11 protein-coding genes are annotated in these 16,171 nt (G+C 56.9%); 5 read left to right on the forward strand and 6 right to left on the reverse strand.

Annotated elements, in window-relative coordinates:
- Window positions 1-139: 139 nt before the first annotated feature.
- Both JQ587_RS26030 and JQ587_RS26035 read left to right on the forward strand, forming a co-directional pair.
- On the forward strand, window positions 140-2,833 hold the full coding sequence (locus tag JQ587_RS26030; protein WP_212427199.1) for a hypothetical protein: 2,694 nt from the start codon (window positions 140-142) through the stop codon (window positions 2,831-2,833).
- Between the two features lie 73 nt (window positions 2,834-2,906).
- Window positions 2,907-3,947, forward strand: a complete 1,041-nt coding sequence (locus tag JQ587_RS26035) for a glycosyltransferase family 2 protein (protein ID WP_212427200.1) — start codon at window positions 2,907-2,909, stop codon at window positions 3,945-3,947.
- Between the two features lie 18 nt (window positions 3,948-3,965).
- Here JQ587_RS26035 and JQ587_RS26040 read toward each other — a convergent pair whose 3' ends face one another.
- The 3 genes from JQ587_RS26040 to JQ587_RS26050 form a co-directional block, all read right to left on the reverse strand.
- Window positions 3,966-5,147, reverse strand: a complete 1,182-nt coding sequence (locus JQ587_RS26040; protein ID WP_212427201.1) for a glycosyltransferase family 4 protein — start codon at window positions 5,145-5,147, stop codon at window positions 3,966-3,968.
- Window positions 5,148-5,151: 4 nt separating this feature from the next.
- On the reverse strand, window positions 5,152-6,531 hold the full coding sequence (locus tag JQ587_RS26045) for an oligosaccharide flippase family protein (protein ID WP_212427202.1): 1,380 nt from the start codon (window positions 6,529-6,531) through the stop codon (window positions 5,152-5,154).
- A 99-nt stretch (window positions 6,532-6,630) separates the two neighbouring features.
- Window positions 6,631-8,061 carry a hypothetical protein gene (locus tag JQ587_RS26050; RefSeq protein ID WP_212427203.1) on the reverse strand — a complete coding sequence of 477 codons (1,431 nt, stop codon included), beginning with the start codon at window positions 8,059-8,061 and terminating at the stop codon, window positions 6,631-6,633.
- 355 nt (window positions 8,062-8,416) lie between these two features.
- Here JQ587_RS26050 and JQ587_RS26055 point away from each other — a divergent pair, with 355 nt between their 5' ends.
- Window positions 8,417-9,319: an FkbM family methyltransferase gene (locus JQ587_RS26055; RefSeq protein ID WP_212427204.1), complete on the forward strand. Its 903-nt coding sequence runs from the start codon at window positions 8,417-8,419 to the stop codon at window positions 9,317-9,319.
- On the opposite strand, the gene JQ587_RS26060 is transcribed toward JQ587_RS26055, so the two are convergent.
- The 3 genes from JQ587_RS26060 to JQ587_RS26070 form a co-directional block, all read right to left on the reverse strand.
- On the reverse strand, window positions 9,297-10,505 hold the full coding sequence (locus tag JQ587_RS26060) for a glycosyltransferase family 4 protein (RefSeq protein ID WP_212427205.1): 1,209 nt from the start codon (window positions 10,503-10,505) through the stop codon (window positions 9,297-9,299). The genes JQ587_RS26055 and JQ587_RS26060 overlap by 23 nt on opposite strands.
- A gap of 139 nt (window positions 10,506-10,644) precedes the next feature.
- Window positions 10,645-11,643 (reverse strand): glycosyltransferase family 2 protein, encoded by a 999-nt coding sequence (locus tag JQ587_RS26065; protein WP_212427206.1) that lies wholly within the window; start codon window positions 11,641-11,643, stop codon window positions 10,645-10,647.
- Window positions 11,640-12,218 (reverse strand): serine O-acetyltransferase, encoded by a 579-nt coding sequence (locus JQ587_RS26070; RefSeq protein ID WP_249154523.1) that lies wholly within the window; start codon window positions 12,216-12,218, stop codon window positions 11,640-11,642. The genes JQ587_RS26065 and JQ587_RS26070 overlap by 4 nt, the downstream gene beginning before the upstream one ends.
- 257 nt (window positions 12,219-12,475) lie before the next feature.
- On the opposite strand from JQ587_RS26070, the gene JQ587_RS26075 reads away from it, so the two are divergent.
- Both JQ587_RS26075 and JQ587_RS26080 read left to right on the forward strand, forming a co-directional pair.
- Window positions 12,476-13,645: a WecB/TagA/CpsF family glycosyltransferase gene (locus JQ587_RS26075; RefSeq protein WP_212427207.1), complete on the forward strand. Its 1,170-nt coding sequence runs from the start codon at window positions 12,476-12,478 to the stop codon at window positions 13,643-13,645.
- 61 nt (window positions 13,646-13,706) lie between these two features.
- The gene (locus JQ587_RS26080) at window positions 13,707-16,136 is read left to right on the forward strand and encodes a tetratricopeptide repeat protein (protein ID WP_212427208.1); all 2,430 of its coding nucleotides are present in this window, start codon (window positions 13,707-13,709) and stop codon (window positions 16,134-16,136) included.
- The last annotated feature ends 35 nt before the right edge of the window (window positions 16,137-16,171 follow it).

Consider the following 16,171-nt stretch of genomic DNA (forward strand, 5'->3'; position numbering starts at 1 on the left):
GTAGGATGCTTCAGGCGTTTATTACCTAGAATTGACGATCCTTCGGATTCGGGGAACCCGTGAACCATTTGGTGAGAACTGCGAACCACAATCGCGGCGCTCACCATTATCGTGTGTTAACGCTTCCGGGATCTGATTGATGCAATTCAGCCGACGGTACTTTCTCGCAGCAGCTTCCGCAGCGGCCCTCACAGCGACGAGCCGAAGTTTGGCCGCGCCAGCACCTCTGGCTGCGCAAGGCAATGTGGTCCCAACGACAAACACGTCGAGCGGTACTGCTCCCTCCCTACGGTCTATCCTTAATGTTGGATTCTCATCAGGCGGTGGAAATGAGTACCGGTTTATCGATCACTTTCTGATCGCTGAACAGTACGGTCCTTCTGGATCGTCTTGGAGCAGCGGTGCGCTTTGGACTCAATCGATTGCGGCTGACGGTTATCCCAAGATCAGCCTGACATCCGCCGATAACAGGACCTTCGGCGGTGGGATTCGTATTCCGGCATCATTCCAGTACGGAGAGGTCGGCAGCAATCAATTCTATGTTCTTCGCTGGAAAGGCAACGGCGATGTCAGATTGATGCTTCAAGCTGGCTCCTGGACATATCAGGCGAGCAAGAGCAAGAACGCGACGGTGGTCTCGGGAGACCGCTGGAAGACGACCTCGGGCTCGGACACTTATATTGTATTGAACTTTACGGGTCCTGCGCAGCTGTTTCCTCTCATCGTGTTCGCGACCGACCCGGCAAAGACGGGGGCGCGTCTGTCCAATCTACAATTCTACCGACTGGATGATGAAGCCGATCTGCTCGCTGGCAAGGTTTTTCGTACTGCATACAAGCAGTCTATCGTGTCTCTCTGTCCGAGCGCCATCCGCTTCATGGATTGGGTTGGAGGCAATAACTCGAAGCTGACCAGATTTGAAAGCCGAACCCTTCCAACATACGCTGCCTATGGTGGTAATTCGAATTGGGTTGCGTCGCCACCCTATGGAGAAACGACAGGGGCCAATCAGTACGCGCTGGCTGCGGTCGCGGGAACTCCTTCCACGCCGCTTCACGGTGAGATCGTCACCTGTCGTATTGGTTCTGGCATGACGCGGACTGGTGCAAAGACGATCACGGCTGTGAGTAATTCCAACCCGGGCCGAGTCACCGCAACGGGCCACGGTTACGTAACTGGAGATGTCATCGTTCACCAGTTCGCATCCGGTGTAATGCCGAAGCTTCATCTCCTTCCTTGCAAGATCACAGTGATCGATCCGGACAACTATGCGATCGGAGTCGACACGACGACCTTTGGTAGCTTTTCGGGTTCTGCTAAGGCCAACCAATTCATCACTCTGAATGTCGGTGGCAGGGGCGCATATCCCGTCACATTTCCGATTCCGACCACTTTTGCCTCCCACTATGGCGACGGATACATCGCCAAGGGCGATTACAAGACGTTCATCTTCGACAAGACAATTGCAGCGCAGAGAGACACGGCTGGGAACTACGTCTACGGCGTATGGATGTTCAATGATGCTGGCGCGAATAATGGTCATGCCGGTGGCGTCCCGCTCGAAATCTGCACCGCGTTGGTCAACGAAGTGAACGCGATGAAGCCGGCGCGAACTGTCGGCATGTGGACTAATATTCCTCATCTCGGACTATGCTCAATGGACCCAGATTTCTCGGGTCAGTCGAGTTGGGGCATCCAAGCTGTCAACACGATCTTGAACGGCGCCAATGGTCGTTCTGGTCTTACGACAGGCCAGTTGTTTGTCGAGTTCAGTAACGAAACATGGAATTCGGGTGGGTCAGCGTTCGCGCAGACCTATTACCTGGCTTATCGTGGTTATTTGCGTTGGCCGGCATCTGGCACGGCCGACTACTCCAGCATGGTCGCTCTTCGTTCGGTTATCAACGTTGAGGACATTAAGAGTTCGGCATACAGCAGTTCCCGGTTGCGATTTGTCCTCTCGGGCCAAGGGACGCTCGGTGTATCTGGTCTCAACCAATACCGGATTGATGGCACAGCCTACTTTTTGAAGGACCCGCTGAATGTGTGGGGAGCGGCCGCGGCTCCGATGACGCATCACGACTACTTTGCATATGCGGGCTACTTCGTGGCGAGTCCTTCCTTTGACGCTGCCTATCTTGCAAAATACGCAGACAGCTGGGTCGCTAATCTAGGAAACGCTGCTGCACAGGAGGCGATCTGTTCAGCGTACGTCAAAGGAATCGTTGATCCCACGCTCGGAGGAAATGAGACGGTCGATCGCTATCGTTTGGCGCTGCTTCCTGCGTACATCTCAAAGATGAAGACTTACGGTAAGGCCGTAATTATGTACGAGGGAGGGTGGGATCACGACATCCAGCCTATTAGCGCTGGGAGCACGGTGACAGCAACTATCCCTTACGCGTGGGGAGCCACTCAGGCCGCCTCCAATATGATTTCGGGAATGAGTTCGACCTACGTTGCGGCGCTACAGCCCGGATACTTCATTGTTGGATACGGAATTCCAGCGGGAACAAGGGTCGTATCTGCGTCGGGAACATCGATCGTTCTATCCGCAAACCCAACCGTCACTCTGGCCTTTGCTCAATTCGTTGCATTTGCTCCGCAGCAGATGTTCTTGCTCGCTGTTAAACGGAGTTCGTCATGGGCGAGCGCGATGCTGACTTATTTCAATCAGTTTGGCCTAGGCTCGGGCATGCCAGCGGATTACGTTCAGAGTAACATACGCTGGGGTCATACGCTTCCGACCGCGTATGGCTTCGGAAAAACGGAATGGAGTGATCTCGATACCCTCTGGCAACAGCAACAGCAGCGGAATTCGACGCTCAATTGACTTGGTAAGCAAGTGGAGGATAGTAGGCACTCCACAGGTGATACTTGCGTTACATTAGAGTGAAAATCGTTCGATGGAAATCGCTATCGGGTTGCTTGCCCATAATGAAGAAAGGCGAATTGCAAAAACCCTTGGGTCTCTTTTCCACCAGAGCATTTTTGGAACGGAATGCCGCCAGCGACTTGGCGTAACTGGGATTGAAGTGATCTGTGTACCGAATGGTTGCACCGATCAGACTGCTGCGCAAATAGGTCGGTTCGCAGATGAACTCGGTCAAGACGGTGAAACTTCCCTGAAGTGTTGCGAGATTGCAGAACCAGGGAAGAGTAGAGCTTGGAATGCGTTCGTCCATTTGTTCTCTACGAACACCGCCAAATATTTGATCCTTGTCGACGCCGATATCGAGTTCGGCTCCGACGAAGTATTGGAGCGGGTGTTGCTCTATATGGAAGAGCATCCGCACGTAGTCGCCAGTACAGATAGGCCGGTAAAGTTAGTCGCCAGCAAATCTCGATTATCTCTTCAGGACAGATTGTCGATAGCGGCTTCAAACCAAGTCGTGACCGATGGGAGATTGTCAGGACAGTTCTACTGCGGTCGCGCGGACGAACTGAGACGAATTTGGATGCCAGTTTCTCTGCCTGTAGAGGATGGGTTTATTGCTGCAATGATTTTGACTGACGGCTTCAGCACCGCAGAGAGGAGCGGTTTGATCGCTCAGGTGCCGGGCGTTTTTCACTACTACGACACGCACGAGACAATACGTCAATTTATACGACACGAGTGTCGCATCGTCCTTGGTAGTACAATCAACGCGTGGCTGTTTGGGGTTCTTTGGGAGCGCGGTAAGTCGGGGCACGTCGGCGAATTTATTAGGCGAGCCAACGAAGATGATCCAAATTGGTTGGAGCAACTGGTAGCAGCTCGTTCGAAGCGGTTCTGGCTTATTCCAGGAGATTTCGTTTTCAAAAGGCTCCGTGCCCTCAGGGGAAGGAAGTGGCGATCGAAGCTAACAATGCTGCCTCTCGCGCTTGGAGCTACTTTCGTTCAACTGTTTGTTTGCTTTAGAGCAAATTCACTGCTGCGCAATGGCACTGGCACTCGTTTCTGGTGAAGGTGGCGATCGACCTCGTTAGTTACTGCTGAGGGCCGAAAGGTATGCAGCCTCTGTCTCTTTCGCTAGGACATCAGGATGCAGCCGATCTTCACTAAACGTCCGCGCTGCTTGGGCGCATTTTTCCAACAAAGCTGGATCATTTAGAAAGCGCTCACAATTCCGAACCAGGGAGTCGACATCTTCAGATTCAAAAAGCAATCCAGTTGCGCCGTCTTCGATCAACTCAGACATCGCGCCGGCGGAGGACGCGACAATTGGAGATCCAAGTGCCATCGCCTCCGCGACTGCATATGAGAACATCTCGAATCGAGAAGCGACTATCGTGAACGCGTGTTGTGGCCTCAGTTGAAGCAGTTGATCCGGTTGGACCAATCCCAAATAGTCGATTCGAGGCTCGGATTCTGGCAGATGCCTACGGATGAACTGTGTTATGGAGAGCTTCTCCCCTCTCTCTGAGATGCCTTTGTCCGGGCCTGCAAATGTCAATCGGAGGTTGGGGTATTTGCGGGCAAGTATCTGAAATGCTCGCAGTACCACGTCTGCTCCCTTTAACAAATCGAAGCGCCCAACAAACAAAATGCGATCCATTTCGCATATGTCGCGCTTCCACCCCGTTCCTCGTAGGAGCGGTTGGATCGGGTTCGGGATGATCTTGGCTCTATCCAAGGGGATTCCGTAGCGGCGGCGAACTGCTTCAAGGCCGGCCTTGGAAGGTGATGTTACAATGGCGGCGCGAGCTATGCCTTCCCCTTCCTTTCGAATACGCCCTTCGAAGGCATCTTGCGAATTCGAATCGAAGACCCCCGTTAGAAACCAGGGTCCATGCAATCTCACGATGATAGGAACAATCTTTGCCTCGGAAAGGACTGCGCTCCATCCGAATGACTCTTCGATCTCCAGAACGTCAATGCCGACTCTGCTCTTGAGGGTTTGAAGTGCTGCTCTTAGTTGGTGTCCAATCAGTTCGATTGCAGATTGGCGACGAAGTCTCGACCATAGACCGGAAAACCCGGTTGGGCTGAATTGCGAGAGGTCAATCGTGAATGGATCGTTCGACGAAACGCTGGCCTGAGGCGTGAGAACATATACTTCGTGACCAAGTCGACGTAAGGCAGGCACTATCTGCGATGCGTAGGTTATTATTCCATTTGCTGTGCGCCCTGGAGGCCACGATGGAACTACGATAGCAATTCTCATAATTTCACGACCACAACAAACGACGCAAATCCAGAAGCGTGAGCGTCCCGATGGCGTAAGTTGCGCACTGCCCCATCACGAGTCCAATTAAGTAAGCTGGAAGCCAGCGGCACTCTTTCGAGATTACGGTCCAGCGCTTACGATGAGCCAAGACGAGTATCGCGACTGAAGGAATGATCTTGCTGAGCACGCCGCCGAATATTGCGCCAATCGGACCCGCCCACCAATAACCAACTATCATACCGACAACCAAAGAGGCCGCCTGCGTTACTGAAATCCAGGCGGTTACGTGTGCCTCATCGACCGCTGCAAAAGCTCCTCTGATCAGGAGGAATGGGTAGAGGACCAAGCTTAGGCTGAGAGCTCGGAGCATCGAGCCTGCGTCATGGTAGCGAGGATCGTAAAGAAAATGGATAATTGAGTCCGAAGCAGTGAAAAGAAAACCTCCAGATAGCGCGGCGGCAAGCTCGATCGGAAGTCGGAATTGATAGTACCGATCGGAAACACTCGCCGGTTCGCGTCGTGCGACTTCTCCAAGGACCGATAGGGTCATCATACTATTGAGGCGTTCGAGCAGATTTTCGGCGCTGTCCTTGAGCGTTCTAGCAATATAGTACAACCCCAACATTGGGCCCGGGATGAGGAATCCCAGAATGAGGAAGTCGCTTTGCAAGCCAATAAATGTGGCGAACGAAGAAAGGTTGATCCATTTGCCAAACGAAACGATCTCGCGAATGTGGTCGCGCTCATATGAAAATGACATACGCGGTCCCGGTACCACGATATGTGACAGTATCGTTCTTAGTAAGCTTCCCAGAAGTGTTCCGCCGACAATCGCCCAAACACTTGGGCTCAGATATGCCCATAGTATCATCGCTGGGATCGGTATGAATTTTGAAATGAGGTCTATCGTAAATATGGGACGAAAATTCAGGCGACGGATGTTGAGTGAAATAGTTGCGGACTCTACTCCTCCAAGTACGATGACGCAGCCTAGGGCGATTGCAACGGGAGGAAATAGAGGGCTCGCGTAAATGCTTCCCTGCGGCAATGAGAGTCGGACGCTTGGAATAAGCAGTAAGGCGCAGCCCGCACACAGCACTATCCAGAGCATCGTCCCGCGGGTGGCTTGAAACGACCATGTGGATCGCAAAAACTGTTGTTCCTCGCCACGTGGGCTTCGAACGATCACCGCTCGGACTCCAAAATCACTCACCAGTTGAAGCCCGACGATCAGGGTCATGGCTGCAGCGACCAATCCGAACGCATCTGGAACCAGCAGCCGCGTCATGATCAGACTTGAGAAGAATTTGGCGATGATTTCGGCCGCATACGACGCGACGGTCCAGGTTCCGGCGCGAATAATCCGGTCACGAAGCGTCATGCGTCGAAGATGCATAGTCGTTATCGTCCGATTGAGAAAAGGGGACTGCATATCAAGCAGGCATCACCAACTGTAAGTTTTTGGAGCTGCCGCACGTTATTATCCCCCGATGGGTTGTCCGATGAGAGTAGGCCCCGCCTCGCGCCGTCTGGGGGCGTGTCTGCGGGCTATTTTCTGTTGACGAGCAGTGCGTTCAGAGGCGCCGAGGAGTGCTCCTGCAATTAGCCAAGTCAGGGGCAAGATGCTTGAATTTGGTAAGAGATCGATAACATTGATGGCTAGAAGCAAGGTAAGTGCTGCTACGTAGGTTCGAGCTGCTGGCTCGACTGACCTGAAGGTTCGTGCACTTCGAAATACACATAGCCCAAGCAGTCCGAACTCTGCGAATAGGCCGACAAATCCGAATTGCCCTATATCGATGATCCAGCGACCGTCGGTAATGCTGAGGTCTTTTCCAGTCTGTGGATCGTAAATGCGGCTTCTTCCGAATCTCCCCCAACCAAATATCGGCCGCTCGAGCGCGCGCTCGAGGAGGCGATCTTCATTGTCTAACCTAAACTGAAGGGACCCAGCGCGTTCGGTGTCGATGGTCCGTGCAATCTCCACTAAGCTGGTGGTTGGTACGAGACCAAGTGCGCGCAACACTGGATAACTCAAAGACAACGCAGTGAGAATACAGGCGATCGATACAACACTCTTTGGGCGGACAAAAATGATCAGGGCTGAAGCAAGCGTGCCGTATATTAAAGAAGCAAGGCTTTTGCAGATAAGTAGGACGATGCCCAAGTACCAAGCGATGGCTGACCAGGGTGTCTTACCGGGAGGGCGTGTTCGCCACATCGAAACTGCAGCCAACAAGCTTGCCATAAGGAAAAAGGCCGCGAGCAATCCATGTCCCATGAACGCCATGGGACGAAATCCGCCGTCTCTAACTGTTTGTACAAAGTCAGACGGATAATAACCATAGACCCAGAAGTGTAGCTGAGGGCTGAAGCGAACCTCGAAGAGCAGGAGGATGGAGTAAAAGGCACCTGATATGGCGACAACCTGAAGGAAAGCTCCGATCTCTTCCTCAGAGTTCAACACCCGGCGAGCAAGAATAAACGGCACTAGAGAAATAAAGGCTGCCTCTGCTGCGGAAAGCGCATCGTACAGGCCGACTCCCGGCAAGAAGCGAACGCCGATTATGATGTTATCCCCATTCAGGATCGACGTGACTATCGGTCCCACGAGGCTCATCAGGAGAAGAAGTTCGACTAAGCCGAATTTTGGCCACGCTGCCGAGGTCCATCGTTTCGAATACACAAAGCAGGCTGCCAAGGCACTAAGGCTCGTGACGGAGGCCTTGTCGATGGCCGGAAGCATGGAAATCTTGATCGCGGCTCCGACGGGCAGGAAGAGCTGTGCCGAGACAAAGCTGATGATCAACGCGCGCCCGATCGTACTGGAGCACGCAAAGATGGCGAACGTTACCAAGGGCCAAGATAGCAGCGCGCCGATCGTGACGAAGCTCAAATGATCGTCTGGCAAGATAGTTCTCAGTCGTCTATCAATTGGAAGCAATGGCTGACGCAGTTGCGTCGTTCGTTCGGCCGCCCTCAAGAGATCCTGACTGGCGTTTTCTTGACCATAGAGAACCGAACTTCTTTCGGTTTCTGCATGGCCGACCACATAGAGGCCCGTTTGATGTCGAAAAACCGGCGCGAAAATCCCTCGCACAATAAGCTTAATCTGTAAATTGCATTCTTAGCTTAGACTTAACTTCGCTCCAGCCCGGAAACGAAGCTATAAATGAATCGCGAAGCTGCTGTTAGTCGTTATCGGAACCGACAGTGCATGCCACTAGCGTTGTAGGCTCAATCTTTACTCGGGTGGTCTCGCGTTCATGTTGAAACAGCGTTTTGTGATGATCTTCTTGCGTCCGTATATCTATCGTGAATTGCCGGGCTGGGGGCGATTGTACGAAAGGTTCGTAGGTAACTACGATCGCGATCCGGAGTGGCGGGGGCACTCGGAACGCTGGGTGCGCGGCAAACTCCACGGCTATGAGATGCTGCTGGATCTTGGTCGTTGGTCAAATCGAGCGACCTATTTCCTCGGAAGATTCTATGATTTGCCGACCCAACTTGCCTTGGGCGCCATTCTCCGTCCGAACGATACTTTTGTCGATGTCGGAGCCAATGAGGGCATGATTTCGCTCCTGGCCTCGCGTTTGGTTGGCCGCAGCGGGCAAGTCATTGCTTTCGAACCCAATCCGCAACCCCGTGCGAGATTTCAGGCCGCGATCACAAGAAATGAAATCGCGAACGTTCGCTTGCTAAATTTCGCGTTGGGGGCGGAAGCAAGTGTGCTCCCGCTGACAGTGCCGAAAATCAATAGCGGCGAAGGGTCTTTCGGTAGACCGGATTATCCAGCCGAGTTGGTTGACGTGGTCGATTGCGAGGTTCGGGTAGGAGACGATGTGCTGCGTCGCATTCGTCCAAGGCTCGTAAAGATTGATGTCGAAGGATTCGAATGCAATGTCATTCGGGGTTTGGGGGAAGTCATTGAAGAATGCCACCCCGCGATCGTTACGGAGATTGTGTCAGCGCACCTTCAAAAAGCGCAAAGCAGCGTGACAGAGCTCGTCGGAATGATGAACGAAAAAGGATATCGGTCGTATCGGCTGAGCCTATCTGCAAAGAAGGGCCTTAGATTGATCCCGGGAGAGGTTGACCCAGACGCCCATGGGGACTTCCTGTGGATGCACCCGAAAAACGAAGTCCTTAATGCGTCGCGGTTTGTCTGAACGGGGCGTCGCCAGTGATCACCCGCTCCAGTGTCGATGAAAAGCTGTTCCGGTCATCGTAGAGATTTTTCTGCACGCTCTCGCAGGCCAGAACCAACCGATTGTAGCGCTGCTGACCATTCACCAGTTCGACGATGGTTTCGACGTATTTGTCGATGTCGTTTGCCTCAACAGCGATCGCCGCAGGCCCTATGATCTCAACCGCAGGCGTCACTGAGCTGGCCAAGACGGGCCTGCCGGCAAGCACGGCTTCCAACGCCGTTTTTGCCATGCCTTCCGCGAAGTCGCTTCTGGTTGGGACGATCGACAAATGACTGTCACCCTGAAGGCGGCGAAGGTCGGCGGGGGCCGTCCAGCAGTGGATCGTGACGATGTCCGCCAATCGCAGCTCTTGATGTCTCGTCTTCAACCCCTCCAGGTCGGTGCCTTCGCCGCAGATGTCCCACCGGATCAAGCCTGGATGCGCATCTTCAATCCGGCGCGCCATCTCGAGAATATCGAAGACGCCCTTATTGCGCTCGACGCGGCCCGCGAAGATGATTCTGAAGGGACGATCTGAAGGGTTCGGAGCAGGCCGGATTCCTTCGAAATTCTGCCGGCGAAACTGGGGATACATCACATGAAGAGGGCCGCCCCCGCCCTCGGCCAGCTCGGATACCTGCCGTGTGCACTCGGGCGATACGCCGATCACCCCATTGCTCATGAAGTGGAAGAACCATCCGTCGAGCTTCATGACCATGCGTTGTCCCAGTCGCGTTGGCGGATGTCCTTTCGGCCAGAGCGTATTGTGGAGCACGGTGACCACCCGGATGCCGAAGAGACGGAATAGCGCGAGAACGAAATAGTGCGTCGTTCCCGAGGATATGACGGCAACGTCTGCCTTGAAGCGTACGGCGGTCACGAGCAGGCTCAGCCCGTACATGATCTCGGAGAGATGATAGAGCATCCCTCCGCCCAGCATCCGCTTCGGGCGGTGCTCCAACGTGAACGGCCCGTCGTGCAGAACGTCTCGCTCCTCGTTGGATGAGACCATATAGGCCGTCGCATCCAGGTCGCGGCAGGCGTCCGCGAACTGTCCGGAGTAGGTCAGCGACATCTGGGTCGGATCGTCTGCACCGTCACGCCAGTGCCTGTGCGCTGCGATGATATTGCCGGGGCCGGCGGCGTAGAAGATTTTGAGATTCATGAGTTTTTTTGAAGATTCACCAATCGGGGCCGACGAGGCCGACGAAAACAGAATGTTTTCGGATTTTCAGTTGCTTAGCTACTGTGCATGGGGTTGTTTTCACATTTCATGTTCGAGGCGGTCCGCGCAGCGCGGCGCATCACTTGTATTCAATGATCTGGCTCCGCCCCTTGAGCAGCCGGTCGGCCGCAAAGCGGAGCTGGCCGAGGCCTTCGGCAAATCGTCCGAGCAGCTCCAGGCCGGCAAAGCCGATCCGGTCCCGCAAGGCCCCCGGCTGCCGCGGGATGCGGCGCACGAGCTGCAGGGGGTAGATCAGCAGCAAGGCGAGGCCGGGCGCGCCGAAGGCGATCACGGCGAGCGCACAGGCGAGCGGCAGCCAGATGCCCCACAGCCAGGCTCTTCGGCTCTCCCACACCCAGAGCCGTTCGGGCGGGGCGCCGTGCGCGGACCGCCCCAGCGCAAAGGCGTAGCCGCTCCGCACGTTGCGGCGCCACCATTGGCCGAACCGCGTCATCGCGGCGTCGTGCCGCGTCATCTCGGCCTCGATCCGCCAGATCGTCCAGCCGGCGGCGCGCAGGCGCGCGCACAGCTCCGGCTCCTCGCCGGCAATGAAATCGTCGCGATAGCCGCCGACCCGCTCCAGCGCCGCAACGCGCATCATGACGTCGCCGCCGCAGGCGCGCGCCTGGCCGAGCGGCACGTTCCATTCGGCATCGCAGATCCGGTTGTAGATCGACCGCTCCGGATGCCGCTCCCGCCGCCGGCCGAACACCGCAGCCGCATCCGCCCGCTGATCGAGAAACGCGCCGGCCGCCGCGAGCCAGCCCGCGGCGAGCTCGCAATCGCCGTCGACGAATTGCACGAGCTGCAGCTCGGGTGCCAATTGCATCAGCCGCCGAAACCCCGCATTGCGGGCGCGCGCGGCGGTGAAGCCGTCGCGCGTGTCGAGCTCGACCACGTCGATCCCCTGCGCATGCGCGAAGGCGACCGAGCCGTCGCTCGATCCGGAATCGACATAGACGACCCGCGCCGCCGGCGCCGCCGAGGCGAGGCACCGCTTGAGCCGGTCGCCCTCGTTGCGGCCGATCGCCACGACGCCGCAGGCCGCCGGCGGCGCCTTGCTGTTGTCCGCGCTCACAGCGCCACGTCCCGCAGCGCCTCGGGCCGGCGCGGCTTGATCACGGCAGGCACGCCGATCGCGATCGAGTTCGCCGGCACATCCGACAGCACCACCGCGTTGGCCCCGATCACGACGTTGTCACCGATCTTGATCGGCCCCAGCACCTTGGCGCCGGCGCCGATATCGACATTGTCGCCGATCTCCGGCGCGCAGGGCTCGTCGACCCGGCGCAATCCGACCACGACGCCGTTGCGGATCCGGCAATTGTCGCCAAAGCGGGCATAGCCGCTGACGATGATGCCGCCGAAATGGTCAATCACGAAATTGCGCCCGACCACGGCTTCGCACGGCAGCTCGATCCCGGTCAGGATCTGAACCAGCTTGTAGAGGACCTTGTAGAGAAACGAGACCGGCTTGCGCAGCAGCGCCGGCCGGATGCCATAGCGCCAGCGCCCGAACCGGTAGACCAGCATGACCCAGAAGCCCTGGGCCCCGCAGTCGCGGCCATGCGCGGCATAGTCGGCCCTGACGTTTTCGAACATGAATGAAGCCAGCCAGAAATAAATGGTCTCGAGACCGCCTGTCCGGTCCATTGCCAGCTTTGCAGCCTACCGTGCCGGGCTGATTATGCGCAAGATTAACCCCCGAACGAAGGGCCCAAGGGCCCTGCGATGCTGCAGCAAGGTAAATTGTCGCCGGACACCTACTTTCGTCGCGAAATTAATCACCGCCATTAAATCGGCTTCCAGCCGTCGCCTCACGTGTGTTATTTAGGGGCGATCTTTAAAAAATGGTTTTTTGGGCAGTTTGCCCGGCCGTTCACACTGCATCAGTTCGCGAGACCTCGATTTTGAGCACGTTCCAGACTGCCCGTCTCGGCCAGCCGGCCCCTCCTGTCGCGCGCCCGGCGCCAAAAAACCTCGACGATGGCGAGAAGGGCGAGGCCACGCGGGATCTGTACGGCCTGCTCGGGCTGCCCGTCGATGCCGTCGATTTCCGCTCGCTGATCCAGGCCATGGACGCCGCCGCCGCGAAGCGCGAGCCGTTCCTCATCTCGACGCCAAACGTCAACTTCCTCATCAAGAGCCATCAGGACGTGGCGTTCCGCGACAGCATGCTGCTGAGCGACGTCTGCCTCGCCGACGGCATGCCCCTGATCTGGATCGCGAAGCTGCTCCGCGTTCCGATCCACGAACGGGTGGCAGGTTCCGATCTGTTCGGCCGGCTGAAATCCAGAACGGAAAACCGCTTGCGGGTCTTTCTGTTCGGCGGGACGGGTGACCTCGCCGAGAAGGTCGGTCTGCAGCTGAATGCCGAAAAATGCGGGCTCGAATGCGTGGGCGTGCTCAATCCGGGCTTCGGTTCCGTCGAGGAACTGAGCTCGCCCGACATCATCGCGCAGATCAACGCCAGCGGGGCGGATCTGCTCGCAGTGTTCCTGAATGCCGAAAAGGCGCAGGCCTGGCTCTTGCGCAACCATCATCGCCTGTCGGTTCCAATCCGCGCGCAGTTCGGCGCGACCATCAATTTCGAGGCGGGCACAATTCGCCGCGCCCCGCCCTTGATGCGGAGCACGGGGTTCGAATGGCTGTGGAGGATCAAGGAGGAGCCTTATCTGTGGCGGCGCTACTGGGCCGATGGCAAAGCGCTGCTACAGGTCCTCTGCACCTGCGTCCTTCCGCTCGCGATCGCCGCCAGGGTCTCCCGGCAACAGGCCGAATTTGCGATCCGCTCCATCCAACGCGACGAGAGCATGACGATCAGCCTCACAGGCGCAGCCGCGGCCGATAAAGCCAATTCCCTGCTCCCATTCGCGACGCAGGCCGTGAGGGACCACAAGTCGATCGAAATTAATCTTGCCGGCGTCGATTATATGGACGGCCGGTTCTTCGGTGTATTAATCGGCGTGAAGCGGCAGCTTGCGCGACAAAATCTGTCGTTGACCATCGTTGGTCTTTCTCCGCGTCTGCGGCGAATTTTCCGGCTGAACAGGTTTGAATTTCTTCTGTCCGATCGGTAATCCTGCGTCGGCAAAAGACGACCTCCGTGCGATGCGAGCACGCAAAGTTTGGATACCCAAAATGAAGACCAGGCTCGATTTGGAACCTCGCTTTGCCCGCCAGGTGGTTGTGAAGACATTCGGCTTTGCGCTGACCGCCGCGTTGCTCGGCGGTTGCGGCTCGCCTGAGCAGCGTTCCCAGCAATATTACGAAAGCGGGATGGCGCTGATCGCCAAGAATGATGATCTCGGCGCGCGGCTCGAGCTTCTCAAGGCCGTCAAATACAAGAGCGACAAGGTCGAAGTCTGGAAAGCGCTGGCTGGCATCGATGAGCGCACCAAAGCCAATTCCCTGTTTCTCGATCTGCGGCGCATCGTCGAGCTCGACCCCAAGGACCTCGATGCCAGAGTGAAGCTCGCCAGGATCATGGTGGCTGGCGGGGCGGCCGAACCTGCCATCAAGATCCTGGATGCCGCTAATGAAGGCGACAAGCCGAACGCGATGCTTCATGCCGTTCGAGCCCTGGCTCTCATCAGAACAGGCGATCCAGCGGCCGCCCTTCGAGAGGCGCAGCGGGCCTACGAGATCGATCCCGCGAACATCGAGGCCGTGAACCTGCTGGTGTCGAAGAAAGTTGCCGACAGAGACATCGACGGCGCACTGCGAATGCTCGATGCGTTGCCGCCGCTGTCGCGGGCGACAGACCGTGCCAGCACCGCGCAGTTGCGGATCGAGATCCTCAGGCTGAAGGGCGACTTGGCTGGCGCGGAAAAACTGGCCCGGCAATTGGTGACCGACTTTCCGCAGGAAGCCTCGTATCGTCTGGGGCTGATCCAGCTTCTCACGGCCGAGCGCAAATATGACGAGGCGGAGCAGGAGTTGCGCGCGCGGGTCGCCGCCAGTCCCACCGACACCAAAGTCGGTCTCGACCTTGTTCGATTCCTCAATACCTTCAAGAGCCCGGCGGCTGCACACGCCGAACTCGAGTCGCGGATCAAGGCCGGCGGGGACACGTTCGACTACAAGTTCGCGCTCGCAGAGCTGGATTTTGTGAGCAATCACCAGAGCGAGGCTATCTCATCGCTCCAGAAGCTGGTTTCAGAGTTGGACAACGCCGATCGCAAGCTGAAGACCCAGGTCAGGCTTGCTGAGATGCTGGTCGCCAAGGGCGACAAGGCGGCGGCAGAGCCGCTGATCTCTGAAGTGCTCGCAAAAGACCGTAGAAATTCCGGCGGCCTTCGTCTTCGCGCTGCGCTCAGCCTGGACAAGGGGCAGACGGATAGTGCGATCGCCGACCTGCGCGAGGCGCTCAACGACCAACCGAAATCGCCGGAATTGCTGCTCGCGCTCGCCCTTGCATACGAGCAGGGCGGTAAGCCCGAACTCGCAGATCGCCAATACGCGGACGCCCTAAAGAACTCCAATCTCAATATTGAAGTGGCGCTGAGATACGTTGCGTTTCTGCAGCGCAGGAACGATGCCGGGCGTGCCGATGACGTGCTGACGGAAGTAGCAGGTCGTAATCCCGGCAATTTGCAAGTTCTCTCGTCGCTGGCGCAGATCAAGCTCACCCGTCAGAACTGGCCTGGAGCGCTGACGCTTGCGGACACCATCACGACGATCAAGGACGGTCGCGTAGTTGCGGACCAGATCAAAGCCGCGGCCTATGCGGGCCAGCAGCGGTTTGCGGAGAGCATCGTGGCGCTGGAAGATGCGCACAAGGCGCTTCCGGAAGCGATCCAGCCGGCTGTTGCATTGGCGTCCGCCTACATTCGGTCCGAACGCAGCGACGACGCGGTGAACCTTCTGCAGGACATGAACAAGCGCTATCCGGGTAATGCGGAACTCCTGGTCGTCCTTGGGCAGACGAAACTGGCGCAGAAGAAGGATGCTGAGGCGGTTGCCAACTTTGAGGAAGCGATCAAGCAGCAGCCGAAGGATCCGTCCGGATATGGCGCGCTGGCTGACTTCTACATTCGCGGCAAGAATTATGACGCTGCCGAGCGTGTCTTGCAGAGCGCCATGAAGGAAAATCCGCAGAATCTGAATCTGAAGATGTCTTCGGCGAGCTTACAAATTCTGAAGAACAACAGCGCGGGTGCCATCGCTCAGTATGAGGCGATCTTGAAGGACCAGCCGCAGGCTCAGTCTCTCATCGCTATCAACAATCTGGCAAGTCTGCTGCTCGACACGCGCACTGACAAGGAGAGCCTTGATCGCGCTGCGGCATTGGCTGAGAGCCTCAAGGCGGCGAACGTGCCGCAATTTCAGGACACGATAGGCTGGGCACGTTTCAAGCACGGCGACATCAAATCCGCGATTGCGATCCTGGAGACGGCCGCGGCCAAGTCGCCTAATTTTGCGGCCGTCCATTATCATCTTGGTCTTGCCTACGCAGCAGACGGTCAGGCGCAAAAGGCGAAAGAGGAGTTGGCGGCAGCCGCGAAGGCCGAGCCCGACGGGACCGAACTCAAGAAGAGCATCCAGGACGCGCTCAAGCAGCAGCCCTAGTTCAAAGCACAGTCCGGAAAGTGCGAGGCCGCATT

It is taken from the genome of Bradyrhizobium manausense, assembly GCF_018130615.1.
GTDB classification, from domain to species: domain Bacteria; phylum Pseudomonadota; class Alphaproteobacteria; order Rhizobiales; family Xanthobacteraceae; genus Bradyrhizobium; species Bradyrhizobium manausense_A.

Coding starts and splice junctions, on each gene's coding strand:
- JQ587_RS26030 (WP_212427199.1), top strand. CDS start 140: ATGCAATTCAGCCGACGGTACTTTCTCGCAGCAGCTTCCGCAGCGGCC.
- JQ587_RS26035 (WP_212427200.1), top strand. CDS start 2,907: ATGGAAATCGCTATCGGGTTGCTTGCCCATAATGAAGAAAGGCGAATT.
- JQ587_RS26040 (WP_212427201.1), bottom strand. CDS start 5,147: ATGAGAATTGCTATCGTAGTTCCATCGTGGCCTCCAGGGCGCACAGCA.
- JQ587_RS26045 (WP_212427202.1), bottom strand. CDS start 6,531: ATGACGCTTCGTGACCGGATTATTCGCGCCGGAACCTGGACCGTCGCG.
- JQ587_RS26055 (WP_212427204.1), top strand. CDS start 8,417: ATGTTGAAACAGCGTTTTGTGATGATCTTCTTGCGTCCGTATATCTAT.
- JQ587_RS26060 (WP_212427205.1), bottom strand. CDS start 10,505: ATGAATCTCAAAATCTTCTACGCCGCCGGCCCCGGCAATATCATCGCA.
- JQ587_RS26070 (WP_249154523.1), bottom strand. CDS start 12,218: ATGGACCGGACAGGCGGTCTCGAGACCATTTATTTCTGGCTGGCTTCA.
- JQ587_RS26080 (WP_212427208.1), top strand. CDS start 13,707: ATGAAGACCAGGCTCGATTTGGAACCTCGCTTTGCCCGCCAGGTGGTT.